This is a genomic window from uncultured Vibrio sp. (assembly GCF_947488985.1).
In the GTDB taxonomy this organism is placed as follows: domain Bacteria; phylum Pseudomonadota; class Gammaproteobacteria; order Enterobacterales; family Vibrionaceae; genus Vibrio.
On the sequence record NZ_CANLBV010000054.1, the window covers coordinates 1 to 25,764 of the forward strand.

General features: G+C 44.3%; 24 protein-coding genes, 2 pseudogenes and 1 riboswitch. Of the genes and pseudogenes, 10 read left to right on the plus strand and 16 right to left on the minus strand.

Going from position 1 to position 25,764, the window contains the following annotated elements; translation table 11 throughout:
* Window positions 1-286: 286 nt before the first annotated feature.
* A complete protein-coding gene (locus tag Q1A70_RS12505; RefSeq protein ID WP_299691718.1) occupies window positions 287-1,909 on the plus strand; it encodes a methyl-accepting chemotaxis protein in 1,623 nt (540 codons plus the stop codon).
* Window positions 1,910-2,041: 132 nt separating this feature from the next.
* Here Q1A70_RS12505 and Q1A70_RS12510 read toward each other — a convergent pair whose 3' ends face one another.
* On the minus strand, window positions 2,042-2,467 hold the full coding sequence (locus tag Q1A70_RS12510) for a DUF3010 family protein (RefSeq protein WP_299691715.1): 426 nt from the start codon (window positions 2,465-2,467) through the stop codon (window positions 2,042-2,044).
* 246 nt (window positions 2,468-2,713) lie between these two features.
* Here Q1A70_RS12510 and Q1A70_RS12515 point away from each other — a divergent pair, with 246 nt between their 5' ends.
* Both Q1A70_RS12515 and Q1A70_RS12520 read left to right on the plus strand, forming a co-directional pair.
* Window positions 2,714-3,583 (plus strand): LysR family transcriptional regulator, encoded by an 870-nt coding sequence (locus tag Q1A70_RS12515; RefSeq protein ID WP_299691712.1) that lies wholly within the window; start codon window positions 2,714-2,716, stop codon window positions 3,581-3,583.
* Window positions 3,584-3,586: 3 nt separating this feature from the next.
* On the plus strand, window positions 3,587-4,279 hold the full coding sequence (locus tag Q1A70_RS12520) for an endonuclease (protein WP_299691709.1): 693 nt from the start codon (window positions 3,587-3,589) through the stop codon (window positions 4,277-4,279).
* A 26-nt stretch (window positions 4,280-4,305) separates the two neighbouring features.
* Here the strand turns inward: Q1A70_RS12520 and Q1A70_RS12525 are convergent.
* Window positions 4,306-5,112 (minus strand): annotated as a pseudogene (locus tag Q1A70_RS12525) (methyl-accepting chemotaxis protein); the annotation flags it as partial.
* A 444-nt stretch (window positions 5,113-5,556) separates the two neighbouring features.
* Between Q1A70_RS12525 and Q1A70_RS12530 the strand changes: the two are divergent.
* A complete protein-coding gene (locus Q1A70_RS12530) occupies window positions 5,557-6,069 on the plus strand; it encodes an RNA methyltransferase (RefSeq protein ID WP_299691702.1) in 513 nt (170 codons plus the stop codon).
* Between the two features lie 221 nt (window positions 6,070-6,290).
* Here the strand turns inward: Q1A70_RS12530 and raiA are convergent, their stop codons facing one another.
* Window positions 6,291-6,647, minus strand: a complete 357-nt coding sequence (gene raiA / locus Q1A70_RS12535) for a ribosome-associated translation inhibitor RaiA (protein ID WP_299691699.1) — start codon at window positions 6,645-6,647, stop codon at window positions 6,291-6,293.
* A 954-nt stretch (window positions 6,648-7,601) separates the two neighbouring features.
* Between raiA and Q1A70_RS12540 the strand changes: the two genes are divergently transcribed.
* Complete coding sequence (locus Q1A70_RS12540; RefSeq protein ID WP_299691697.1) at window positions 7,602-9,026, plus strand: YfcC family protein; 1,425 nt, start codon at window positions 7,602-7,604, stop codon at window positions 9,024-9,026.
* Between the two features lie 135 nt (window positions 9,027-9,161).
* Here the strand turns inward: Q1A70_RS12540 and glgC are convergent, their stop codons facing one another.
* Window positions 9,162-10,379, minus strand: coding sequence for a glucose-1-phosphate adenylyltransferase (glgC, locus tag Q1A70_RS12545; protein WP_299691695.1), 1,218 nt, complete (start codon window positions 10,377-10,379; stop codon window positions 9,162-9,164).
* A 365-nt stretch (window positions 10,380-10,744) separates the two neighbouring features.
* Window positions 10,745-11,464, minus strand: coding sequence for an SDR family oxidoreductase (locus Q1A70_RS12550; protein WP_299691692.1), 720 nt, complete (start codon window positions 11,462-11,464; stop codon window positions 10,745-10,747).
* A gap of 227 nt (window positions 11,465-11,691) precedes the next feature.
* Here Q1A70_RS12550 and Q1A70_RS12555 point away from each other — a divergent pair, with 227 nt between their 5' ends.
* Together Q1A70_RS12555 and Q1A70_RS12560 are read left to right on the plus strand one after the other, a co-directional pair.
* Window positions 11,692-12,597 (plus strand): LysR family transcriptional regulator, encoded by a 906-nt coding sequence (locus Q1A70_RS12555; protein ID WP_299691689.1) that lies wholly within the window; start codon window positions 11,692-11,694, stop codon window positions 12,595-12,597.
* A 151-nt stretch (window positions 12,598-12,748) separates the two neighbouring features.
* A complete protein-coding gene (locus Q1A70_RS12560; RefSeq protein WP_299691686.1) occupies window positions 12,749-13,402 on the plus strand; it encodes a cupin domain-containing protein in 654 nt (217 codons plus the stop codon).
* 216 nt (window positions 13,403-13,618) lie between these two features.
* Here the strand turns inward: Q1A70_RS12560 and Q1A70_RS12565 are convergent, their stop codons facing one another.
* Together Q1A70_RS12565 and ribB are read right to left on the minus strand one after the other, a co-directional pair.
* On the minus strand, window positions 13,619-14,458 hold the full coding sequence (locus tag Q1A70_RS12565) for a hypothetical protein (RefSeq protein ID WP_299691683.1): 840 nt from the start codon (window positions 14,456-14,458) through the stop codon (window positions 13,619-13,621).
* Window positions 14,459-14,911: 453 nt separating this feature from the next.
* Window positions 14,912-15,568 (minus strand): 3,4-dihydroxy-2-butanone-4-phosphate synthase, encoded by a 657-nt coding sequence (gene ribB / locus Q1A70_RS12570; RefSeq protein ID WP_299691680.1) that lies wholly within the window; start codon window positions 15,566-15,568, stop codon window positions 14,912-14,914.
* A gap of 186 nt (window positions 15,569-15,754) precedes the next feature.
* A riboswitch (FMN riboswitch) is annotated at window positions 15,755-15,905 on the minus strand.
* A 398-nt stretch (window positions 15,906-16,303) separates the two neighbouring features.
* Between ribB and Q1A70_RS12575 the strand changes: the two genes are divergently transcribed.
* Window positions 16,304-17,047: a phosphatase PAP2 family protein gene (locus tag Q1A70_RS12575; protein WP_299691677.1), complete on the plus strand. Its 744-nt coding sequence runs from the start codon at window positions 16,304-16,306 to the stop codon at window positions 17,045-17,047.
* Between the two features lie 38 nt (window positions 17,048-17,085).
* On the opposite strand, the gene Q1A70_RS12580 is transcribed toward Q1A70_RS12575, so the two are convergent.
* The 6 genes and pseudogenes from Q1A70_RS12580 to Q1A70_RS12605 all read right to left on the minus strand — a co-directional run bounded on the left by Q1A70_RS12580 (window position 17,086) and on the right by Q1A70_RS12605 (window position 21,099).
* Window positions 17,086-17,448 carry an MmcQ/YjbR family DNA-binding protein gene (locus tag Q1A70_RS12580; protein WP_299691673.1) on the minus strand — a complete coding sequence of 121 codons (363 nt, stop codon included), beginning with the start codon at window positions 17,446-17,448 and terminating at the stop codon, window positions 17,086-17,088.
* A gap of 67 nt (window positions 17,449-17,515) precedes the next feature.
* Window positions 17,516-18,241, minus strand: coding sequence for a sulfite exporter TauE/SafE family protein (locus Q1A70_RS12585; RefSeq protein WP_299691668.1), 726 nt, complete (start codon window positions 18,239-18,241; stop codon window positions 17,516-17,518).
* A 273-nt stretch (window positions 18,242-18,514) separates the two neighbouring features.
* Window positions 18,515-19,726 (minus strand): MFS transporter, encoded by a 1,212-nt coding sequence (locus Q1A70_RS12590; protein ID WP_299691665.1) that lies wholly within the window; start codon window positions 19,724-19,726, stop codon window positions 18,515-18,517.
* Between the two features lie 15 nt (window positions 19,727-19,741).
* Window positions 19,742-19,981, minus strand: coding sequence for a hypothetical protein (locus tag Q1A70_RS12595; protein WP_299691663.1), 240 nt, complete (start codon window positions 19,979-19,981; stop codon window positions 19,742-19,744).
* A 230-nt stretch (window positions 19,982-20,211) separates the two neighbouring features.
* Window positions 20,212-20,819, minus strand: a pseudogene (sigZ, locus tag Q1A70_RS12600) (RNA polymerase sigma factor SigZ).
* A complete protein-coding gene (locus tag Q1A70_RS12605) occupies window positions 20,803-21,099 on the minus strand; it encodes a metalloregulator ArsR/SmtB family transcription factor (RefSeq protein WP_004733042.1) in 297 nt (98 codons plus the stop codon). Before Q1A70_RS12605 ends, sigZ begins: the two are co-directional and overlap by 17 nt.
* Window positions 21,100-21,332: 233 nt before the next feature.
* Between Q1A70_RS12605 and Q1A70_RS12610 the strand changes: the two genes are divergently transcribed.
* The gene (locus Q1A70_RS12610) at window positions 21,333-22,433 is read left to right on the plus strand and encodes a permease (protein ID WP_299691660.1); all 1,101 of its coding nucleotides are present in this window, start codon (window positions 21,333-21,335) and stop codon (window positions 22,431-22,433) included.
* A 125-nt stretch (window positions 22,434-22,558) separates the two neighbouring features.
* On the opposite strand, the gene Q1A70_RS12615 is transcribed toward Q1A70_RS12610, so the two are convergent.
* Together Q1A70_RS12615 and trmY are read right to left on the minus strand one after the other, a co-directional pair.
* Window positions 22,559-23,761, minus strand: a complete 1,203-nt coding sequence (locus Q1A70_RS12615; protein WP_299691656.1) for a hypothetical protein — start codon at window positions 23,759-23,761, stop codon at window positions 22,559-22,561.
* A gap of 250 nt (window positions 23,762-24,011) precedes the next feature.
* Window positions 24,012-24,611 carry a tRNA (pseudouridine(54)-N(1))-methyltransferase TrmY gene (gene trmY / locus Q1A70_RS12620; RefSeq protein ID WP_299691653.1) on the minus strand — a complete coding sequence of 200 codons (600 nt, stop codon included), beginning with the start codon at window positions 24,609-24,611 and terminating at the stop codon, window positions 24,012-24,014.
* Window positions 24,612-24,867: 256 nt separating this feature from the next.
* Here trmY and Q1A70_RS12625 point away from each other — a divergent pair, with 256 nt between their 5' ends.
* The gene (locus tag Q1A70_RS12625) at window positions 24,868-25,392 is read left to right on the plus strand and encodes a DUF3087 family protein (RefSeq protein WP_299691650.1); all 525 of its coding nucleotides are present in this window, start codon (window positions 24,868-24,870) and stop codon (window positions 25,390-25,392) included.
* Window positions 25,393-25,527: 135 nt separating this feature from the next.
* Here Q1A70_RS12625 and Q1A70_RS12630 read toward each other — a convergent pair.
* A partial coding sequence (locus Q1A70_RS12630; protein ID WP_299691647.1) for a hypothetical protein occupies window positions 25,528-25,764 on the minus strand: 237 nt, incomplete at its 5' end.

A 25,764-nucleotide genomic window follows, 5' to 3' on the forward strand; every position in this document is an offset into this window, starting at 1 on the left:
ATCGGAGTCAATAAGAGAATGTCTCTGATCTGATCGTACGATTCTGATTTAGTTCACTCGATTTACGCAACAAAGCCTCTTCAAGTTGAACGAGTATAGGCTTGCTTACTGTAAACGACCTCTAAATATTATTTTGTAAATAACGTCTAAGAAATGGTTGTAAATAACAGCTATAAATAGTGAGCCTGTAAGAAAAATCCTACGAGAAAAGTTGTAACAAAATGGTTAGTTTGTTGAGCTTAGATGTCAACATTATTGTCAATTTGTAATCATTAGGGAAGTATCAATGCAAAAGTTGTTCAACAATCTCACTATCAAGCAGCTCATTTTGTTGCTGACGGTGTGTTCACTTGCGATTGTCTCGCTATCAATAGGCTATTCAGCCAATAAACTGCTCAATGTTAGTCAGTCATCAACAGTTGAGACTGACAAAGCTATTGATATTGTTCTTGATATTATGGATGAACAGACCATCCCGTTCTGGCAACTGAGGCTTGATCTATCAACCTCTGTTTATTCTCAGGAGAGCAGGAAAGCTTATGGTGATAAAGTGGAGCGCTGGTATCGCGACTATCAAAATCTGTTTGATCGGGTGGGGCGAGACGCTTTTGAACAAAGTTATGTGGATAATATTGAGGCGTATTATCAGCACCATAAACGTGCTAAACAGGTTTTTGATGATTATGACAGTGGTTTCGTTTCGCAACTCGAACGTGACCAATTTCTCTCAGAAGGTCTAGAACTTAGCGTGTTAATTAGAAATACATTATCAAGCAGAACCAATATGTTTGCTAAGAATCTTCTTGCTGAAGTTGATGAAGCAGAGCGTGAAATCACTGACTCGGTCTATCTATTGCTTGGTATTTTGTTGATTGTTATTTGTGTTTCTTTCAGTGTAGGTTTGGTATTGTCGAATTTTATTTCAAACAAAATCAATCAGGTATGTAATGCACTTGAAGATTTATCTAAGCAAAAATTGACGACAAGGCTACCTGAAGTTGAAGGCAAAAACGAAGCTAACGTATTGGCTAAGTATTACAACCGCTCAGCAGATAGCTTAGCACTGGTGATCAGTGACTTATCTAATATTGCCGAAAGTGTAGCCGCATCATCAGTTGAATTAAGCGCGGTGATGACGCAATCCTCAGCTAATGCGCAAGAAGAGAGTCACCAAGTGACACAGATCGCGACCGCGATAAATGAAATGTCTATGACGGCCAAAGAAGTGAGTCAAAATGCCAATCATGCCGAGCAACAAGCGGGCAACGCGAGTGATTCAGTATCGAATGGTCACGCCGCGGTCAATGCTCTGGAAGTGATTTCTGGTCAAATTTCAGATTCAGTCAACAGCACTGCAGAGGCGCTTGAGGAGCTGAAAGCTTACTCACTGGATATCAACTCAGTGATTGATGTGATCAGCAGTGTCTCTGAACAAACGAATTTGTTGGCGTTGAATGCAGCGATTGAAGCGGCTCGTGCCGGAGAGCAAGGTCGAGGTTTTGCTGTGGTTGCCGATGAAGTAAGAAACTTAGCGGGTAAAACTCAGCAATCGACGGAAAGCATTCGTACCTTGATCGAAAGACTACAAGAAAAATCGGAATCAACCAATGTCGAGATGTCGAGCAATATTGAGCTTGTTCGACAATCGAAAGAGGCCGTTGAATCGGTATCTAAGTCATTCTCTTCTATTATTGAATCTGTTGGCTCCATCTCTGAGGTGAACATTCTGGTGGCCACGGCTTCTGAAGAGCAGTCTGCAGTCAGCAACGATATCTCTAAGAACGTAGAAGTCGTATCGGATGTGGTCACTCAAAACGTTGCCGGTATCGCACAAAGTTCGGTTGCGACAGAAGAGCTGGCACGGTTAGCAGAAGAGCAACAGCGTAGGCTAAAACAATTTGTCGTATAGAAATCAGTGGTAAAGGAGCCTCAACAGAAACTCCTGTCGATAAAGCCATCAACATAGACTCCGACAAATAGCCGCCAACAAAAAGAGCCTGATGATTCAGGCTCTTTTTGCATCAATGAGCAGTACGGCTGATTAGCGCTTCATTAAGCAAGCGTAAGCCGTTGTAAACGGTGCTTCTTGGTACTGTTTAAGGCCCGTTTCTTTGAATTTCATCATCAGTGGATTTCGCTTCAGGCTTTCTTTGATCTCATTTGGAGATACAACTGTAACGTCTAGGCCGTCGATCAGCTGAATGGCTGCTTCTAGTTTGAAACCAAAACCGCCGCCCGCAAATTTGCCTTTGGTTTGGCGTTGACGAATCACCACCTTTTCTACTTGGTAATCTTCCATCAACTTTGCAAAAGAAAATTGAAAGTCTTTCATATTCTGTGTGTCGTTTGCGTCGCTAATCGCAACCTTTGAAACTCGGCAATCGGGAATGTTAAATACACCATCTGACAGAGAAAGAAGACAGATGACTGCATCGTTACCTTTGATTTCAACACCACAAATTTTCATGTTCTTACCTACTTATTTTAGAGCTGTATATTATGGTGTTATTTCTAACACTTCTCCAGTCTTTGCGTGTATCGGCGGCAAATAAGTGTAAATTTTAGAATACGGTTAGTTTATCGCTCAACCTCAGTGAGGATTATGGCTTTTGCGTGTTAGGCAAAGTGACCCATGCTTACCAAGCAAGTGACACGGACTGGTAACTTCCATACACTGTGTGGGTGATCATGGTTCATTATAGGGTAAAGGTGTATGGCCAATTGGGAAGGGGTGACTGAGTTTGTTACGGTGGCAGAGCGGCAAAGCTTTACGGGGGCTGCGCAGAAACTTGCCACATCCGTCGCTCAGATCAGCCGCCGAGTGGCGAACCTTGAAGAGCGACTCGCGGTGAAACTACTCAATCGAACGACGCGTAAGGTTTCGTTAACTGAGGCCGGACAGCTCTACTATCAGCAATGTAAGTTGCTGATCGAGGGATTAGAAATTGCAGAACTCGCTGTCACACAGATGCAATCGACACCGAAAGGGCTGCTGAAAGTCACAGCCCCCGTGACATATGGTGAGCGTCAACTGGCCCCATTGCTTCATCAATTCTTAACCTTGCACCCACAGGTGGAGTTGGAGTTGATGCTGACCAACCAAAAGCTTGACCTTATCGATTCCGGGGTTGATGTCGCGATTCGATTAGGCCGCTTAGAGGATTCCAGCCTTATCGCCAAGAAACTCTCTCAGCGACAACTCTACGTCTGCGCTAGCCCTGATTATATTGAGCGTTATGGTGAGCCGCATACGCTTTCTGAGTTAAGCCATCACCAATGCTTGGTTGGTGGCTTTGAGCATTGGCGCTTCAAAGAGAATGGACGCCCTCGCTCAGTTCGTGTTAACGGACGCATTAAGTGTAATAGTGGTTTGGCCTTGTTGGATGCTGCGAAGCAGAGTGTTGGCTTGGTTCAATTACCAGATTACTACGTGAGTGAAGATCTTGATTCGGGAGAATTGGTCGAGGTATTGCCTGATTACCGAGACGATAAAGAAGGGATCTGGGCGCTTTATCCTCAGAACCGCAACTTATCTTCAAAGGTTCGCTTGTTAGTGGACTTCCTTTCTGAGCAATTGGATTAGTGTATGACTGTTGGCCGCCAGGATCTTAGTAATCAAAGTGAGCTGATACTCGATGTATTTAATACCCTTGAGCAGCACTATGGCTATTTTGATTGGTGGCAAAGGGAAGACCCTTACGAGATAGTGTTAGGCGCTATTCTGGTTCAGAACACCAACTGGAAGAACGCTGAGAAAGCACTCACCAATTTAGGCGATAAGTGCGCCCCAAGGTCAGTAGCCGATATGGGTCTTGATGACCTTGCCCAAAAGATTCGTTCTAGTGGCTACTACAATCAAAAAGCCATTAAGTTGAAGGCCGTAACAAAGTGGTTCTCAAAGTATCAATATGATATTTCGGTGGTTCGTGAGCAGGACAAAGATCAGCTCCGAAAAGAGCTACTGGAAGTCAAAGGAATCGGTGGTGAAACAGCTGACGCGATTCTGGTTTATGCGATAGGTAAACCGTCTTTTGTGATTGATGCGTACGCAAGAAGGATATTCACTCGTAATGGACTCGATGTACCTAAATCGTATGAAAAATTTCGAGCCTTGATGGAAACCGTAATCCCTCTGGATACCAAAAAGTACGGCTACTATCATGGTTTGTTAGTCGAACATGGTCAGCAGCTCTGTAACCCTAAACCCAAGTGTCAAGATTGTCCGCTTAACGCCACCTGTCTAGAAGCTCAACGTGTTTTAGGGTTAAGTCGCGTTTGACTACGGCTTACTAAACCGAAAATGTATTAGACGGTGAAACGATCTACTAAGTGGTACAGCTCATTTGCACGACTGTTGAGGTTTTGGCTACCAGTACGGTTTTGATTCGCGAGTTCGGCCGATTGTGAGCTTTGGTCAGAAATCACCACGATGCGTTGAGATATCTCTTGGCCGACAATATTTTGCTGTTCAGTTGCTGTAGCAATAAGCGAGTTCATGTCCATTATGGTATCGATCGACTCTTGGATCTTCGCCAGTGCTTCGGCTGCGGCATTCGCTTCTTCCACGGTTTGCGCACTTCGGTTTTGACTTGAGTCCATCGCCTTCACAGCAGCATCTGAGGCGGCTTTAAGTTGCTCAATCATCTTGTGAATGTCGCCAGTGCTCTCTTGAGTTCGGCTTGCTAGCTTACGTACCTCATCGGCTACTACAGCAAAGCCACGGCCTTGTTCGCCCGCACGCGCAGCTTCAATTGCGGCATTCAACGCGAGTAGGTTAGTTTGCTCGGCAATGTCTTGAATCACCGCCAACGAAGAGGAGATGTTCTGCACATCGCCTTCTAAACGAGACACAACGGTGTTCGCTTCTGATACTTCGCTCGCCAGACCTGCCACCGAGTCTGCAGCTGCGTTTACGATCTGTTGCGCTTCTTTTGCATTACCCTCTGCAAGCTTAGCGGAATCAGCGGCTTGACTTGCGTTGCTTGAGATCTCTTGCGCTGTTGTGGTCATCTCAGTCATCGCCATTGCAACTTGTTCTGTCTCTTCACGCTGCCCTGTAGTAATTTCGTCAACCTGCGCAGCGCGAGAAGACATGCTAGATGTCTCGGCCACGCTTTGAGTTCCTTCTCTTTCATCGCCATCATATTGCTACGCGTCGATTCAACTTGCTGTGCGGTTAGCTCGGTGCTCTTCATATACGTCACGCTCATCATGCCAATTGCCATTAGTAGCAACGGAATGAAAGAGAGAATATAAAGGCGGTTTTTGATGGTTAGGGTCATGTCACGCTTCCTTTGTGATTATTTCATACTACTCCCAACACATTATTAATGTGGTTTTAAAATGTAAATGGACTTGTGATTGAATTGTTACCCAAAAATGTTTTTGTTTTATAAACATGATGGCGGTTAGATTCTTGATGTTAGAAGCCTTCAACTACGGGCTTAATGACGAAAAGCGTGGTTTGTGACGATGCTTTTGAATTTGCCGCTGCTTTGGTAGAATGCGACGCTTTGTAGCCCCCTGCTATGCCTATTCGTTAAGTGAGAAAGATTCATGAACAAAAGCCATGTGACTATTGGTTTAACTAACCCAAAGAGCCCGACAAACGTGGGTGCTGTGATGCGTGCGGCTGGTTGCTACCAAGTCGACCAAGTTAAATACACCGGGCAACGCTACGAAAAAGCTGCTAAATTTCATACCGATACCAAGAGTGCGGCGCGTACTATTCCACTAACGGGTGTCGAGTCGTTTTTAGATAACCTTGATCCACAAACCAAGCTCGTCTGTGTGGAATTGGCGGAAGGTGCCACACCGCTACCGCGTTTTAAACACCCTGAAAATGCGATCTATATTTTTGGCCCTGAAGACGGTTCTATTTCTCAAGATGTTGCAGATAGAGCGGATCATGTGGTGTATGTGCCAACTGTCGGCTGTATGAATCTAGCCGCCACGGTTAATGTGCTGCTTTATGATCGCCTAGCAAAGTCAGATGACATTGACGAAAGCAACGAGCTGATTAAAAAGAGCCGTGATAACCGTAATCATCTATTAATTAAAGAGAAGTAATTGTCTGTTAATTAAAGAGAAGTAATTGTCTACTTCGGCTTAGACTTTACTTTCAACTCCTGAGAGCGAGAGCTGAAAGTGGGATTGAATCGTGCTTCAAACCGATCGAAAAAACCAGCAACATGTGCTGGCTTTGAAAATCTGAACAAGCTTCTATTTGTTAGTACGCTTCAACTGTTCGTCTATTTTACCGACTAGTCTTGCTTTAACGGCTTGATAAATTATACCAGCTTCATCTCTTGTATGATGTCTGAAGCGATCTCTGGCTTGGTGCTGGTTGGCTTCTCATGTAGATCGGCTTTTAATTGTCCTTTACGGTTGCTTAGGCCAGCTTCTAGCTTTTTGAGTGCTGATGTGATAGCCGGATACATAACGTCATTTGTCGCTTTCGCTGTTACACGCACACCTTCGTAGTTAGTGAATACTTCAACTTGATGTTGATTATGCTCTTTGGTGATGATGATGTCGCTGCTGATCAGTGATGGAAAATGGTTAGATATCTTTTCGAATTTACCTTCGATGTCTTTGCGTGAGTCGTCGTTAATTGATACGTGATGTGTTTGAACGTTTACTTTCATAAATCATACCTTTCCAATGACTGTGTCATTTAAACGTAGCAAATAACGGATAGATTAACCAATAGAGAAAGTACACATGTGTGATTTAGCTCAGTGTTATCAAATATTCTCTGTTTCCTCCCTTGAAAGTCCAATTAACTGTTCGCATATTATGTTTCGTGTTTTCAATACATGTTCAAAAAAACTCCATCCTCGATGGTTTGCTCTGACCTTGAGCTCATCCAATCGTAGTAAATAACGGCTCACCCTAGCTTGTTAAAACGATCGATAACTGCGCTACAATTTTTGATTGTAGAATAACTACTTATCGAAATTTCTTGTTGAAAAGAGCAGCCTTGTTCTCAAGCTTTTTCCTGCGCTATTTCTGATCACTTACTTATTGTGATTGGTATTATAGCCAGTGGATCTCCCTTTATCGTTTTTATCATCCCGAACTTGTTACTTGACCCATTTGATGACTTTTACAACAAAATTTGGGTTGCTGTACTCATGTATTGGTAGGTACAAGGTACGTTCAATGTTGAAATGCAAAGACTTAAATCTAGAAAAGACGCTTGAGTGTCATTGACCGCATTTATGTTTACGAGAAATATATGACAAACTTCACGCTTTTCTGACAATTTACGGCTTGTTGTGGTAGTATCCGCCGCTTGTCTTTGTAATTGATAAAAAAAACATTACGAAAACAGACTTTCTGTTTACTTTATCGTAATGACCTCATTCAGTTTAGCCTAACTTAGCTGAACATCTGCATTTTGCTCGGACGCAAAAAGGGGAGTTTTACGACTCCACTGTTGGGTTGTGGGATTGTCTTCTACAACCAAAGTACGTTTGAGAGCGCCATCTATCAAAGACCTTTTTAGACACAACCCTGTTCTGCGGACGGGGTTCGTTTTTCCCTAAATCTACTGAGCGACTAAGTCATTCTTAGTGGCTGACAAGTAAGGAGTCTATATGACGACTACGGTATCTAACTCCGTACCTACATCTGGTAACACAGATTCGACCAAGAGAGAGGTAAACCACCCGTTTCTTTCTCTGGTTATCATGGTGATCGTTGCCGCAATTGCCACTTACTTCATCCCTGCTGGTGAATTTGAGAGAGTTGTGATGGATGGCCGTACGGTTATCGACCCAGACAGCTACACACTGTTAACCAATAATCCAACAACGTTAGCCTCCTTTTTTGAATCATTTTTTAAAGGCTTTACTTCTGCTTCTGGCGTGATGGGTGTTGTGGTGTTTGTTGGTGGTGCGTTTGGCATTATCAAACACATGGGTCTATTAGACGCATCGGTTGTGGCGCTCACCACAAAGCTTAAGAAACAGGGCTTGTATGTGATTGCCCCTGTGATCATGATAGCGATTTTCTTCAACGTAACCTTTACGGGTATGCGTGAGCTTGATGTGATTTTTATCTCTTTGATGATCCCTATCTGCATCAAGCTGGGTTATGACGCAATGACAGCGCTTGGCGTTGTTTTGTTGGCGAGCTGTGCTGGCTTTGCGGCGGCGCTAGCTAACCCATTCTTTACTGGTATTGCTCACTCTATCGCTGAATTGCCGATGTATTCTGGCATGTGGTATCGCTTTATCGTCGGTATGTTCATGCTCTTAACTGGTGCCTGGTATGTGCTGAATTACGCGCGTAAAGTAAAGCAAGATCCAAGTAAAGGTTTGTTGCATGGTACGGGTTACCACTACGAATCTAGTGTAGAAGTTAAAACACTAACAGTACGTGAAAAGTGTGCGGGTATCGCGTTCTTGGGCGTATTCGCATACATGATTTACGGCACATTAGCGATGGGTTTCGGTTTCACCGAGATCGCGGGCGCGTTCGTGGCGATGGCGATCATCCCGGGCTTAGTGGCAGGCTTATCTCCAAACAAGATCTGTGAATATTGGACGAGAGGAGTGAGTGATGTACTCGTCGCTGTTCTGATCATCTTCTTTGCACGTTCAGTGTTGACGATTATGGAAGATGCGAAGATTGTCGATTCGATTATCTTCTACCTTGCGCAGATCATTTCTGGCAGCTCTAAGTTAGTTGCTGCAGCAGGGATCTACTTTTCTCAGGCGACGATCAATCTATTCATTCCGTCAGGCAGTGGCCAAGCGGTGATCACGATGCCAATCATCATTCCTTTGGCTGATATTGGTGATGTGACTCGTCAAGTTGCGGTACTGGCTTCTCAACTGGGTGATGGTATTTCTAACTACATCTACCCAACCAACGGCGGCTTGTTAGCGGTATTGGCGATAGCAAAAGTGCCTTACACCAAGTGGGTTCGTTTCTTCTTACCGTTATTCTTGTTCTGGTCGGCAGGCGCGCTGATTTCTGTTGTGATTGCTCAAATGATCGAGCTAGGGCCATTCTAAAGTGACCAGTTATTTACTACTATTGGTGTAGTATATTGGCTGGCAAGCTGAATGGCCGCCACTTAATTAAGGCAGCGAATTCGCTGCCTTTTTCGTATCTAGTTTTTCGATTTTATATTGTTCTAAAAGAGCTCGCTATTCAAATTGATAGGAAGACGGCACCACGATGACACCTTGCTTAGATATGTGGAAGCGTTTGGCGTCTTCAACTGAGTCGACGCCAATTTGAGTGTCATCGGGTACTTTCACGTTCTTATCGATGATGCAGTTTTGAATGTGGCAGTTGCGGCCAATCTCTACATCCTCAAACAAAATACTATCAATCACAATGGCGGCATTGCTGACTTTAACCTTAGGGAAGAAGATAGAGTTTTGTGCTGACCCCCCTTCGATCACAACCCCGTTAGCTATCATCGAGTTGATGAATATTCCTTGGTTGCCTTCAACCGATGCGATGGTGCGTGCGGGTGGCAGTTGCGGCTCGTAGGTACGAATGGCCCAGTTGGGTTGGTATAAGTCAATAGGTGAGGTTGGTTTTAACAAGTCCATATTGGATTGGTAGTAAGAGTCGATGGTGCCGACATCTCTCCAATAAGCATCTTGGGTCACTCGGCCTTCTTCGTCACCAAACTTGTGAGCGTATACACTGTTATTGCTCACCAGTTTGGGAATGATGTCTTTACCAAAATCGTGGCTTGAGTTTGGATCTTCTGCATCCGCCAGCAAGGCTTGTGTCAGCACTTCTTTATTGAAGATATAAATCCCCATGGATGCCATGCTTCGTGTTGGACGACCGGGTACACAGGCTGGGTAGCGTGGCTTCTCGGTAAAGTTATTGATCTGCAGAGATTCGTTTATCTCCATCACACCAAACTCTTTGGCTTCATCAATCGACACTTCCATACAGGCAACCGTCAGATCAGCTTGATTCTGTTTATGCTGTTTCAGCATTGGGGCGTAATCCATGCGATAGATATGGTCGCCCGACAGCACCACCACATGCTTGGCTTCGCTGCGCGATAACAAATACAAGTTTTGATAAATCGCATCGGCAGTACCGCTATACCAGCTATCACCAGTGCGCATTTGTGGGGGAACGTTGGTGATGTATTCGCCGAGCTCGGGGTTAAGTACCGACCAACCATCTCTTAAATGTTTTTGCAAAGAGTGAGATTTGTACTGAGTCAGAACCAGAATTTGGCGCAGCCCAGAGTGTAGACAGTTCGCTAGCGTAAAGTCGATGATACGATATTTACCACCAAAGGGTACTGCGGGTTTTGCGCGGTTATCGGTGAGAGGGGAAAGTCGCGAGCCAACACCGCCGGCTAGAACGATTGTTACAGTGTCTTGCATGGTCAGAACCTTAATGTATTTATGATTATGAACCTAGACTTGCAAGCACTAAGCCAAGTGTAACTCGTTGAATATTAAACAAGGCTTAAGTCAGTTGTATATAGATGCACCAAATTAATGCGCCAGTATATTGGCTTGCCCTATTTTGATCCAAGTTAGCCAAAGCGGTTGGCTGTTAGTGTTGGCGTCTACTATCCATCATCGATTTTTCATAAAACAGCAGTCAACCGTCATAGTCGACTTCTAATCTCGCTTATTGCTAGCAATTAGATTGAATCAAAACAAAAGCGCCACGACTTGTTAAGTCGTGGCGCTTTTTTAGTTCATAGCTTATTCATCGCTGATTTAGTCGCGATAGCAAAGGCCTATGGCTGTTGCTTAGTCGGCGCTAGAGCGATTTCACGGATACATACGTTTTGTGGTTGTTGGTAAGCGAATGATACAGCGCGAGCAATATCGTCAGCTGCCAGTACGCCACCCATGTCTTCTTTCCAAGAATCGTAACCGTCTTTGATCTCTTGAGATGTAGTGTGAGACAGAAGTTCTGTTTCTACCGCACCCGGTGCGATAGTCGTAACACGAACATTTGAAGCAGCAACTTCTTCACGAACGTTCTCAGAAATAGCGTGTACCGCGAACTTAGTACCACAGTAAGCTGCATGGTTTGGGAATGTTTTCTTACCTGCAATTGAGCTGATGTTGATGATAGTACCTGTGTTGCGTTCCATCATCGGAGCAAGTACAGACTGCATGCCGTTTAGAAGACCAATTACGTTCACGTCGAACATTGTCTTCCACTCTTTAGCGTCTTGAGTATCGATTTGACCAAGAAGCATTGCACCAGCGTTGTTGATAAGCGCGTCTACAGGGCCAAATTTCGCTTCACCTTGTGCGATTGCTGCATCAAAAGACGCTTTGTCTGTCACGTCTACTTTTACTGATAGAGAGTTTGGTAGGTTTAGTGCTTCAAGGCGGTCAACACGACGAGCTAAAAGTAGCAGAGGGTGGCCTTCATCGCTTAGACGACGAGCGATTGCTTCACCAATACCAGAGCTTGCACCTGTAATTACGATCAGTTTTTTCATTTTATTTCCTCTGTACTTTTATTGCGTCGGTTGGCTACGATGTATTGTTTAAGTTCATTCGAATCAAGTGCTTGTTGTCTTGCTTCGTTGCGATGGAGGTATATTAAGGAAAATAGCATTGTTGATATATAGTGCTTTACTTGAAACACTGTTGCTGTGGTGCAACAATAAAGGTGTTCACTTGATAGCTTCATCTCTTTTTAAATTTCACAAGTAAGCTGGCGGCCATGCTCAATCAAATTAACCTGTCTGATATTCGTTCCTTCGTACTTATTGCGCGTTTAGGCAACTTCACCAAAGCGGCACAGGAGTTGGATGTGTCTCGATCCCACGTATCACGCCAAGTGAGTAGCCTAGAAAAGCAGATGGGTGTGACGTTGTTTATCCGCACCACTCGAACTTTAAGGCTGACTCACGCGGGGCAAGATCTGTATGCGAAATGCGAACAGGCGCTCGATAATATCGACCAAGCCCTGATTGCCGCCATCGATGATGTTGAGGAGGTGCGTGGTGATATCAAGGTCAACTGCGTTGGTGGTTACCTCGGAGAAGTGATCATTGCGGAACTGGTTAATGAGTTTATGTTGCTCTATCCCGACATCAGCATCAGCCTTGATTTCAGTAGCCACCGAGTGGATCTGATTGAAGACGCGTTCGATATCGCTTTTCGCATGGGAAGCATAGAAGACGCGGGCTTTATCGCAAGAAAGCTTTTGGACATTGAGATGGGAACACTCGCGAGCCCTGAGTATTTTGCTCGTAAAGGAAAGCCTAATCATCCCAAAGATCTGATCCATCATGATTGCTTAACGGGTTCGGTACGTAAATGGATTTTTCAAGCGCTGGACGAAACTAACAATAAGGTCGATGTGCATGTGACGGGCAGGTTGCAATGTAAAAATGGCCGAGTGTTGGTGCAAGGTGCGAAGTCAGGTAACGGAATTATTCGCGTGCCAATCATCTATTGCTTACAAGAACTCAATGACGGACAACTAGAGCAGGTGTTTGATGAGTGGATAGTGCCTAAGGTGGATTTTTCTGTTATCTACCATCGAGATCGATATCAACCCAGACGAATTCGAACCTTCATTGATTTTGTGAAAAGCCGTTTTGAGCAGATGCCAGTCAGTTGAGACTTGCTTGCAAAAAATCGTGATCGCTTGGTAAGCATTTTTGGCATTGCATGACATTAGTAAGTATTCACTTACGCTGCTGCTTTTATCATTTTTAACTTAGAATAAAGATCAAACCCAATAACGACCAGACAAGAATAAGGCTGCTACGATGTTAAATATGGATTTTGCAAAGAGGTTGGTGATTGAAACCGCATCACTGGATTGGATAGTTAGCCCTGCCAAAGGGGTATGGCGCAAGCCGCTAGAACGCGAACAAAAAGAATCGGGTCACACAACCAGTGTGGTGAAGTACGATCCTCTGTCTTCGTTTTCTGAGCACCCGCACCCGCAAGGCGAAGAGATCTTGGTATTGGATGGCGTGTTCTCTGATGAAACCGGAGATTTTCCCGCTGGCACTTATCTCCGGAACCCACCGGGCAGTGCGCACTCACCCTCAAGCAGAAAGGGTTGTACGATCTTGGTTAAACTCAATCAATTTGATCCAAGAGATCTCGCTCAAGTTCGTATCAATACTCTGGAAACAGAATGGGTAGCGGGGAGTGGCGGCTTACAAGTGATGCCATTGCATGAGTTTGAGCATGAACATGTCGCTTTGGTGAAATGGCCAGTTGGTGAACGCTTTCAGCCGCATCGTCATTTCGGTGGCGAAGAGATCTTTGTACTCTCTGGCACCTTTAAAGATGAGTATGGCGAGTACCCTAAACACACTTGGATACGCAGCCCTCACATGAGTGAGCATTTCCCATTTGTCGAAGAAGAGACCATTATTTTCGTCAAAACGGGGCATCTGCCTTTGGTTTAATTACGTGGTATATTCATTCTTGTTCTTGTTCTTGTTCTTGTCCTTCGTTAGTACGTTGATTTTTAATTATAAGTAGATATTTGATCTTAAAACAGACAAGCAGAAGTGTGTGATGTTCCATAAATACAAAAATCCGATATCAAGGGTGATATCGGATTTGTAACTCAAGAATTCAGAGTTCCAGCATGCTCTCCTCTCACGAAGTCTTTACACGCATTAATATACGGATAATCGGGTGTGTATCGCCTTATCGTTAATGTCCGGTAAAGGCTGATATAAGCTTCTGGTCATGTCGGATAATACTTGGTCGTAGACTTGTGATACGACGCTCGATATATCACTGGTTAGTTCGTACATACTGTCTGCAGGTTGAGTCGCTTCATTGCTTGATGCGATCTCGGTGAGTGCATGCATTGCACGTGTGCAAACGGGTGAACCACTACTGATAGGGCAGATTATCGATAACTGGTTAAGCTTACGGTGCGTTTGAGACGCGTAGAACTTGAACCTTAAGTACTGCTCGGGCTTATCCATATCAGGGATGCACATTCTGAGCTTGGTTAGGATCTCCATGCAATCTAAGATTTGTTGCCAATTCATGTGGTACTCGCGACTCATGTCTTCTCGTTCAGATTGAACCAACCAGATGAGCATCACTTCATCCATCAAGAACATGCTATGGCGAATGGTTTTGCCATGAATCGATTGGTTGCGCACCAAACTGCGATTTTGCCAATCGTTGTGCATCGCAATCAGCTTAAGATGATAGATACGATACATAGGGCGGCTATCGAACGAAACATGTGATTGCAGCAATCCAGACACCTCAAGGATGTCGTCGTAAATTTCGTTGACCTTACGAATTGAGTCGCTGGATAACTTGTAAGCCAGAGCATAATGGGTTGCCGCGCGATGTTTGCGTGATAGCAACAATAATTCTCTGAGTAGCACTAAGGTTTCGTAGCGGTGTGACAGCCCTGTTTGTCTCTTTTTGGAAAAATGAAATAGCGCAGCAAGTACTGCAATGGATAAACCAACTGAAATAACTACAAACATATTCAACTCCTAATATTCGTATACCTACTTAGTGGTACTTCACGAACTGTGCCAATAAATTAGATCTTACATTTCAGTGCTTTATGTTTTTGGTGAATTTATTGATGTTCGATATTGGTGCACTAGATCACCAATAGAGTGAGTATGTTTCAATTTTTGCTGCATTTTTTGAGAGTTTGTACGGAATTTGACCAGGCAGATAGGGGGGGGGGGGGCAATCGACACCTTTTACGAACATCAATCAGCTTATCAACATAAATCAGCTTACCGATATAAGTCAGTCTGTAAGCATAAGTTAGTCGGTCAACGTACTTTATGGGAAGGCATTAAAAACAAAAAGCCCCCCTCAGTCGTCGTAATGAACGGTGAGTGGGGCCTTTTGATGTTTACTTTCGGCGGTTCGCGAGCGTCAGTGGTCGCTATTTAGCATCGCGTGTCTGCATGAGTGGATCGTTACGCAAGCTTAAGGTCAAACTCGTTACGGTACATCACCATATCTTCAATGGTCAGTACTGGCATGTTGTGCAGTTTACCGAAAGCAACGATCTCTGGCGCTTTTGCCATTGTGCCGTCTGGGTTGGTTACTTCACATAATACACCCGCTGACTGAAGACCAGCCATTTGCATCAAATCAACAGTACCTTCTGTGTGACCGCGGCGAGCAAGTACGCCACCTTTACGAGCGCGCAGTGGGAATACGTGGCCAGGGCGAGCAAGGTCAGTAGGCTTAGCTGCTGGGTTTGCAGCTGTCTTAATCGTTGTTACACGGTCAGCGGCAGAAACACCTGTTGTTACGCCCACTTTCGCTTCAATAGTCACCGTAAACGCAGTTTGGTTTGCGCTGTTGTTATCAACAACCATAGGTGGAAGCTCTAGTTGGTTTGCTTGCTCGTCAGTTAGACACAAGCACACGATGCCGCTGCATTCACGGATCATAAGTGCCATTTGAGCATTGGTTAGGTGTTCTACTGAGTAGATGATGTCGCCTTCGTTCTCGCGATCTTCGTCATCGAGTAACAGTACACCACGGCCTTCGCGCAGAGCTTGCAGTGCGTTTTCAACGCGAGTGATTGGTTCGCCAAATTCGGCAAGTAGTGAAGACTGATTCATGGTTAAACTCCTAAAATATCACCAGAATCAGGGCTGTATGAGGGATGTAAACCGAGTACGACAAAGCTGACTCATTACAAGTTGGCCTTAGCTCATTATGGTTTTATCCAAAACGAAATGCACCCGTTCGAGTTGGAGGCATGAACCCAATAAATAGGCGCGCCTTGCTAACGTCAACGAGTGTGTTTCCATTCTCTCTCATCCGGACTATGACCGTCGGCTCTGGCATCTCACCAGATCTGCTGACCTCGATAAATCGAGCGCTCGCGGGCTTATCTTTAGATTATGCTAAGGATATACCGCCGGTGGGGAATTTCGCCCCGCCCTGAGAATAAAAATTAATAATTTGTTTTGCTTTAAAAGCGGAGCTGATGGTAATCCTTTCAATAATGGATTTAAAGGACTGACAACAAAATTTTTGAGATTCTAACCTAAGAACTTACTAATTGTTCACTTTGTCATCATAGTCATTCGACGACACGCCAAGTATCGCTGCGCACGTTACGTCGTATTTCACTGAATTTATTAGCTAATGTGTATGATTACAGTGGACGCTGATGCTGATAGTGATCTTATGAGAGGTGATTGCATTAATTGGTCTGGTCAATGTTAAATCGTTCCAATTATTTGTTCTTGTTACACCATGACAGTTTGCTGACCGTTTTGACATAAAATTGATATTGGCGATGCAAAGCTGCGATAGCATTCCATCTCTTTATCTGAAAGCTCTTAGCGATGACTCCAATGCTCTCTCACAAATCAAAAGGTTTATTACTGCTCGCCCTAAGTTTGTATTCTCTATTGCCACTGATGATCTTTGGTTCCGACTTCGACTTAGGTGGGGCTGTGTTGCCTTTTTATGGCGCACTGATGACATTTGTCAGTTATTCTGCGGGCAATCAAGGATTTTTATTGACGTTAGCGGCTTTATCTCTGCTGTTACTCACTCTGAAGTTCTCTAAAGCGAAGTTAGTGAGTCTTTTCTTGCAACTTGGTCTGTTGTTGGTGATCAGCTTCGCAGCTAAGACGTTCCTCAAGTATTCAACAGAGATCCCTCGACCTTATTCTGAATATTTAGTGACACAAGAAGTCGTTGAAATCCCAGAGCTGTTTTATGAACTCCCTTTGGCTGAAAAGAATGCCGCGATTGAATCTGTCCAAGAGGCAGTGAGCGACTGGCGATCGCGCCACTGGTTGGGGGAAACCGATTACTCTTTTCCATCGGGGCATATGATTTTCGTTGGTGTCTGTTTGGCGTTTTTTGGGGGGGTGTTTTTAGAAGCAAAGCGCTTTTATTTGGTTGGTGTTCTGCTGGCTTGGGCAGGGGGAGTGGCTTATAGCCGAGTTTGGCTTGGTATGCATCGCCCAGAAGATCTCGCGGCGTCTATCGCTTTTGCGGGTCTCATCTATCTATTGGTGCCACTAGTGCCAACGCAAAAAATAGAGCCTTTATTGCCCAAGTTCCTTAGAGCGGCCTAAGTTTTGAAAGGTGATCTATTAACAAGCAGAAATTCTAGCTACTGATTGAGCCCGAGTTCTGCTTGTTTGTTTTTGGTTAGCCCTAAAGAGACAATTCGGTGTGATTCAGTGAGGTAGTATCTCAATTCTTCATCCCTTTCTGGTGTGCTTTCAAACAGCTGAATCCATTTCATACCACGCGAAGCAAAGTAAGGCGCGGGTTTATAACCGGGCTCTTCTTTTAGAAAGTCGAAATTCTGAGCGGACGCTTTGAAGATAAATGCAGGCTCGTCGTTCGGTCCCCAACCTCCAATCGCAAATACCTTCCCTCCCACTTTCCAAACGTGAGAGTTATTCCACTGCATTACATAGCTGGTGGCTGCTTGTGATTCACAGAATGCATTGAACTCATCGTATGTCATGGAACGCCCTTTCAATAGTTTGGTGGTGGATCTGTGCTTGTTGCTTTATCGATGTTTCTGCTTCGAGCTAGCCCGCTAAACCTTGCCAAATCGCGCTAAGGCCACTGACCGTGCATAGCACTAAAGAACCGATACGTATCTTCTCTTTTGGTATGCTTTGTGTGGTTATTATAGCCACTTTATAGCCTAACCAAGCTGCGGGCAGCAGAGGTAGCGTGATGATCAAATGGTGAAGAGTAAAGAAGCCGATCGGGATCTGTACCAATAATGAAATAATAGAGCTAAACACAAAGAACGCAGAAAGGTTGCCTCGAAGTTGGTTTGCGTCTTGGTGCTGCAGGAGTAACGCCATCGGTGGCCCACCAATGCCGGAACTGGTACCAAAGAATCCAGAGAAGAAGCCTGCAATCCCCATCTTGGTTGGGGTTGGCTCAAGTCTAAATGGCAGAAGGCTGGCTATTACCGCAAATACCACCAATAACCCTAGCCAAAGTGATAGCACGCTGGTTGAAACCATCACCAATAAAGCACCACCCGCTAATGATCCCGGAATGCGTCCAAGTAATGCGACCTTTAAACCGCCAATCGAAATGTTTGCACGGTGTTTTAACGCGTTGAATATAGAGATAAATAGGCCGACCAAACAGATAGGCGCAGGTACATAATCGGGCGAGATTAAAAACAGTAATGGAGCAGCAACAATGGCCAAACCAAAGCCGATTGCGGTTTGTACAAATGAGCCGACAAAAATGAGTGCCATTGCGATAAGGGCAGTTTGATCTATGTATTCCATGAGCCTACAGATGAGTGTTAATTAAGAGAGCGGCTACTATAAATTAAAAGCAAAAAAATAGTCTTATTATTCGGTGAGGATAACGTGAATATTGAGGCTGATCATCAATATTGTCACCTAAAAAAAGAGAGCGAATATCTCAGGTTGTGCGCCTTCAATACTCACTTTCTTTATTGGAATGTCGGTAGATTTAATGCTGGTGGGGGAGTTCAGCAATAAACCTTTAAGTTAGACCTAGACCTAGACCTAAAGCTTATAGCGTCGACTTTGACCTTAAGCGGTTGCCAGTGATTGTCGCTCAATTGGCTTATCATTGATCGGTAGGTGGATAAGAGCAGCCACAAATGCCAGTATTACCGTTGACCACCAAATTGGCTCGTAAGATCCGTAGTAATCGTATATCAGGCCGCCAACCCAAGCACCCAAGAAGCTGCCTACTTGATGAGTGAAGAAAACCAAACCGTACAAAGTCGATAGGTAACGTGCGCCGAAGATCTGACGTACCAAGCCAGATGTTAGTGGTACTGTACCTAACCAACAGAAACCAATTGCAGCGCCGAAAATAGCGGCGGTGGACTCAGTCACAGGTAGAGTTACAAATGCGCCGATAACCACGGTACGTATTAAGTACAATGCGGACATCACATGACGTTTGCTGAACTTATCGCCCATCACACCCCAGAAGTAAGACCCAAAGATGTTGAAGATACCAACGTAAGCCAGTGCCATAGCAGCGCTGCTCGCGGGTAGGTTTTTGTCTGCTAGATAGCTTGGCAAATGTGTCGCGATGAACATGACATGGAAACCACACACAAAGAAACCAGCGTGAATTAACCAGTAACCTCTATGGCTATATGCTTCCGACAGCGCCTGCTTTAGTGTTTGATCGTCTTCTGTTTGCGTTGATTGATTGGATGCCGCTTTTGGCGCACGCATGAACAGTGCAAAAGCGATCATCAAGCAACACAGTGTGCCAAATACTTGCATTGCACTTTGCCAATCGAATTGATTCAACATGTATTGCGCGCCCGGGATCACCGCGAACATGCCAAATGAACCCGCCGCAGTGGTTAAGCCAAATGCTTTTGCCGCGTGCTCGGCTGGCACAACTTTCGCTACAGCGCCTAGCACAATAACGTAGCTCGTTGCACTCAATCCAAGGCCAATTAATGCGCCAAGTGAAATGTGAAGCATGCTTGATTCGGTAGTAATGGAGGTAAGAAGAAGACCTAAACCATAAGCGCATGCGCCGGCAATAATGATGCGTCGTGCGCCCCATTTATCTGCCGCCATACCAACAAAGGGTTGGAACACACCAAACAACAGGTTTTGTAAGGCAATAGCGAAGCTGAAAAATTCGCGACCTGTGCCGAAATGCTCAGAGATAGGCAGCATGAAGATGCCAAATGATTGTCTGATCCCTAGACTGATAATAAGTGTGCCGATCCCAAGCCATACCAATAAAGGAAAACGGAAAATGCTCATTCTAATACTCTTAAATTAATGGTGATGCGAATGGTCTTGCACAGACATGTGCTGGCCGGTCATTTCATGGTGACGCTCGTGCCCAGAACGCTCGTGCGTTGAATGTTCATGCGCGGACTGCTGGTGGCATCCACTGCTGACGGCATGCTGAGCCAAGAGATCAATCAATGGCTGGCTGTGATGCACAATCACCAAGCTAATGACGAGAAATAGCGTCATTCTGGCCAATTGGGCAAAAAGAGATTGTGAAAACATAGGGTGTTTACATGCGCTCAATAGGGTAAGAAGTCGCGCATGATAATCATCTGTAGGGTATGTATCAAATGACCATTTGTGATTTAATCTATGCGTGTTATGCATGACCACCATAAATGGTTTATAACCTAGATGTTGCGTTGCAAGATGAGCTAGTTGGGTTGGTTATTTTGGCTGTGTTGTGATTATTTCGCTGGATAGTCAGAATGATGAGTGATCCCGCGCAAAGCTTAGCACTTGCTGCAATCCGTCCCCGGTTTAAGTGCGCAATCTATCACATTGCCTTGTTTATCAAGGGACAGGTGGCAGTAATGCTCAAACAGTTTTTTAAGATCCTCACGACTCTTTTGTACACGAGATTTCACCGTTGAGTAGCTGACGTTCTGCGCTTCTGCGCTTCTGCGATCTCTTTCTGGCTTTGGCCTTTGATATCAACAGCAAGCAGTAGCGATGAACTTTGTTCTGGTAGAGCTTGAATAAACGGTTCAATGCACAACGAAAGCTTCTGTTTAAACTCAGTGTCGTGGTCTAAATCGGCAAACCACAAGTCTTCAGCATCAATTTGGCTGTCACGCTGTTGGCGTGCATGTTTACGGTAGAAGTCGATGATCGTGTGATTAGCTAATTGAAATAGCCACGATTTCACACTGCTTGCATCTTGGACTTTGTGTAAGTTCTGATACGTCTTAATCAAGATCTCTTGAAGCAAGTCGTCTACACCCGCTACATTGCTGACCTTGGAGCGCAGGAAAGACTTTAATGCTTGCTGATACTCGGCCCAGACTTGTTCTAGCTTCAAAGGTGTCTTATTCAAAGATGCCTTAGTTGCACTGTTCATTTACGCAACACTCATCTTGTAAGAAATCAATCACACCTTCTAGGCACTCATATTCCGCCACGCAGAATAGCGTTCTTCCTTCTCGTCTTTGGCTGATTAGGCCCGCAGACGCCAAGCTTGATATGTGGTGAGACAAGGTAGAACCGGGAATACCTAGCTCTTCTTGTAGGCCGCCAACTGCAATGCCTTGGTAGCCAGCTTTAACGACACTCTTATAAATGGTTAGGCGAATAGGGTGCCCCAACTCTTTAAGTGCTTTCGCAACGACTTCTAAGTTCATATTAACTCCTCAAGATTTAATTTCGATGTTAGTCGAAATGTATGTCGAATTCAAATTTAAAAACGGTGTCTGTGTAAGTCATTGAAAAACTGGGTTTTCGAAAGTCATTTCGATTTTCATCGAAATGACGCTTGATCTGTAGCTGTTTATTTCTATAATTCGAGAATATTCGAAATTAAGGGTTGGTTACTTTTCTCATAGAGCCCGACCTTCAATCCAGTTTGGAGTTAATTATGAGCAATGAAATATTAACAATGCTAAAAGACGCACTTGACATGTTCGCTTTCTTAGCAGTAGAGCTAATCATCCTTTTCTTGGCAATCAGCTACATTGTTGGGATTCTGCAAGATTTTCTTACACCAGAGAAGATTCAATCTATTCTGAGTTCGCGTAACGGTAAGGGTTATGTGGTTGCAGCGCTACTGGGTGCGATTACGCCTTTCTGTTCATGTTCGACTATTCCTTTCTTAAAAGGGTTGCTGCGTGCACGAGCGGGTTTCGGTCCAATGATGGTGTTCCTATTCGGTAGCCCACTATTGAACCCTGTGATCATTGGTTTGTTCGTGATTACGTTCGGCTGGCAAGTGGCTGTGTTCTACTTCCTAGTAGCAATGACGGTATCGGTAGTGGCAGGTTACGCACTAGAAAAACTAGGTTTTGAGCGTTACGTAAAAGCAGAAGCGTATGAATCAACAGGTTCAGCTTCAAGCTGTGGCACTAGCTGTGGTGACTCGGCTCCTAAGAAAGCTGCACCAGTAAAAGTTGAATCTTCATGTGGTACAAGTGCATGTGGCGAACCTGCACCAGTAATGGCGAAAGAGACATCTTGCTGCGATTCTAAAAAAGAAGAGCCACAAGTTACTGTTTCATGCTGCTCAGCGGATGGAAGCGCAACGGTGGAAATCGTAGAGAAGAAAGAGCCTAGCCGTTGGATGAGAATTTGGTTCTCAACTTGGAAAGACTTCAAACAAGTTTTCCCTTACCTAATGATGGGTATCGCGATTGGTTCATTCATCTACGGCTTCATTCCTACAGACTTAATTGCACAGTACGCTGGTGAAGGTATGTGGTATGCGATTCCCGTAGCGGCTGTAATTGGTATTCCACTGTACATTCGTGCTGAAGCGGTAATTCCACTAAGTGCTGCTCTAGTTCAGAAAGGTATGGCGTTAGGTTCGGTAATGGCATTGATCATTGGTAGTGCGGGTGAAAGTTTGACTGAAGTTATCTTGCTTAAATCAATCTTCAAAAACCAAATGATTGCAGCATTCCTATTCGTTATCCTAAGCATGGCGATGGGGGCAGGCTTCCTATACAGCTTCATCTTTGGTTAATCAGGTCTGATTCCTAGATAACCCGATTGATAACAAGATACAGATAATAAAAAAGAGCTCACTCAGTTGAGCTCTTTTTTTGCTTAGGTTATCCGCCCTGAAATGAGTTTAACAACCCCTACCTATCAGACTGGGTTTGGTATTGCCGCTGAAGTACCGTGTGCTGCGAAAGCATTAGTCGCCAAAACATCACAGTGGTGGCGATTAATTGCATCGCCATAATTGTTAGTGATTCCGGGGAACTGAAAGCGATACATCGGAATGCCATATCGGCGCTCTCTCTGCTGGCCGATTCTATCTTTGCTTGTCCATAACAGTCTGTTCTTTGCCGTGTAAGTCATGCCGTGCATTTGATTGAAATACTCTTCATGACTGCGCATTTGCTCGTACAGTTCGATAATGCGTTGTCGAGAGAAGTTCAATGTCGTGCTTGGTTTAAGCTGCGTGCCCCAACCCGTTAATACCTTTTCCATGAAATCTCTTGTCACCAACCCAGGGCCGGTAAGTAATCCCGCGCCTTTGCTTCCGCCGGAAGTGTTTGCATTCCCTACCAAAGTACCGTGTCGACCTGGCATGTAGGTTGTGTAGTATTTAGTTGAAGGGGACAAGCGGGGCATTCTTGCTTTAAAAGCCAGTGACCGTTCGTCTTCAGCGAAAACGCACACGATCTGTTTAACGTTTTTGCCCAGTAATTTGTAATCCTTGAATGCGTTTATCCCACCGGGAACTGGATCACAGGCAAAGATGTTGACTGGAATATGGCTTAGTTTGGGATCTTTGAGCATTCGGTTCGCCAATTCAAAGCAACTCACACCACCACGACTCCAGCCTACGATGTTAACTTGGCTAATGGGCTTAGTTTGGCGTTCAATCGCTATGTTCTGTTGGCGAGCCGCGATACCTTGTTTTAGATCGACTGCCAGTGCTTGTGAATCTTTCAACCAATCCTGATACTTCTGGTTGGTTGCGAAAGGCCACGCTGATTTTTCTGGGCGAGATTCACTGAGCAGCCCTTTGGCTCGCTTCAAGTAGTCATTGTTATCTTGTTGGCTCCCGCGCAAGATATTCAGCACATGACGCATGTTGCTGTCGATACCTTTGCCTAGCAACGTTCCCTTAACTCCGGAATAGGTGTCATCTTTGCCTTGCTTCAACCATTCGTTTTGATTCCCACTGCCAACGCCATCCACTTGAATGTAGTCAATCATGTCTCTGCCAGTCGTATTCTTCGCTAGCGTAGAAATCAACTCACCTGACATATAGTTTTTATGATTATTGTCTTCTGAGTTTGATCCTGTGCCGCAGAAGAATATGGTAAATACGCTCATCCTGTACCCTTGAAGCAAAATAGTTGATTGGATTGAGTATAGGTGGGATCTACAAAATTCATAATATTGAAAGAGTTAGAGAGAGGTATTGCTCTGGAATTTCATGCAACAACCCTGAAAACTAAGCAATGCACGCAGGATACAATGAAATAAAGATAATTTATTGGAGAAACTGATTGAAGAGGGGATATCAAAGCCCAGCAAGGTATTGTGGGCTTCGTAATGGTATGATTTGAGGGCTATCGAAAAACTAAAAACCTCTAATGTCTAACTCGTTATTGATCAACACAACGCACTGAGAAGCGAACAGCATGTTTGGACCTAAACTGATTTTCTCTGTTCCCAGACGCTTTAAGCTGTTGTAGCTCTTCTTCGGCATAGGGATGTGGTCAGTTAGAAGGAAACATGGGTTTTCAGCAATCTCCGCATCACGGATAAAGTCGCCTTTCTTGTCCATCATGTATAGCTGGTGGTCTTCAGCTAGTTCTTTCACTAACTTCTCAAAGCTTATAGTACGAACGACGATCCCAGGTTCAACCTGACGAATCTGCTCTTTGCTCATACCTTGAGAAGCATCAACCGCTCTTATTACCGCTGATAACAGTGCCGATTCATGAAAGCCGCCAATGTTGGTGATCTCGTTTGAATCGAAAGTGATCGTACGTGAAAAGTCTTTAGTACTTTCTAATACAAGGTGTACGGTGACATTCTCTCGGTGAGATTGGGCAACGAAGATCGTATTCATCAGAGTATGAGCCAGAATCTCAGTATGAGCGTCTTGCCCAACACCTTCTAAAATAAGTTTGCTTTCTGTAGGGGCAGCGCGAGCACGTAATACAAATGAACGCATGGAATGTACCTTGTCAGTATGTGATAAAGCACAACGGGCTTTACCACCATTAATGGATGAATAACCAAAATTATGGCGGTATGTAACTCTTTTCTATTAATGAAGTCAAATAGAGTTGCGTATAGCGCCAACCAGAAGAACTCTGCGTATTAAATAGAGAATGACCACATTACAAGATGGTAAGGGTTGAAGCGACCCAATGTTTACGTAGATAGTATGCGCAAATTATTAGGTGACTTACATAAGGAAGTAGTCGATGAAGTTACAAAAGATCAATAAACAAGAATATAGAAAGAAGATGAACCTGTTGTTGGTTTCGTTGGTTGGTTCACTCGCCGTGTTCGCCATTGTATTCGGAACCATACTGATTGACCTATTCGGTTCAGGACAATCAATCGCCGGTGAATCGACAGGTAATTTCCACTTGAACGTATTAGGTGTGATCTTATCAGTCGCATTGAATGCATTTATCGCGAGCCGTGTAAAAGGGCATGATTACTTCAAAGAAGCGCTTTATGTATGGAACCTTAAACAAGTTCATAATCAAATCTATCGTAAGCTCAAGCGTATTCAACCTAAAGCAGAGCAAGGCGACCGAGACGCGCTGACTATCCTTTACTTCTATTACACCACGCAAAAACAGGTATACGACCTAGACAACAACACATTGACGATAAAAACAGTTCAGCAATCGCTAGATAACATCCTAGAACTGAGTGAGAAATGGAGCATTGAGCTAGATATAGAGGCTTTTTCGAAAGACCTTGTCGCAAAGTTTTAAGTGTTATAGTAATAATTGTATGGTCTTTAGCCTATAAAAGAAGGTTTTGATGGAAAAGTAGACGCTTCAGTGGTTTTTTTGAATTTTTATCAAAAAAGGGGTTGCCATGTTTTCGATGATCTCTATAATGCCGCCTCACTGACACGGCAGACGCCACAAGGCTTCAGCGGTAATCAGTAAGACGGAAAGTTCGAGAGAAATTAATTTTAAAAAGTGTTTGACACTTAAGATTAAATCGCTAGAATCCACGTCCGCTTTCAAGGGTTTCTTTGTAAAAAGAAAGTTTCGATAAGCAAAGCTCTTTAACAATTTAAACCTATCAATCTGTGTGGGCACTCGTTGATGAATATCAAAACGTTTTATCTTCCCTTT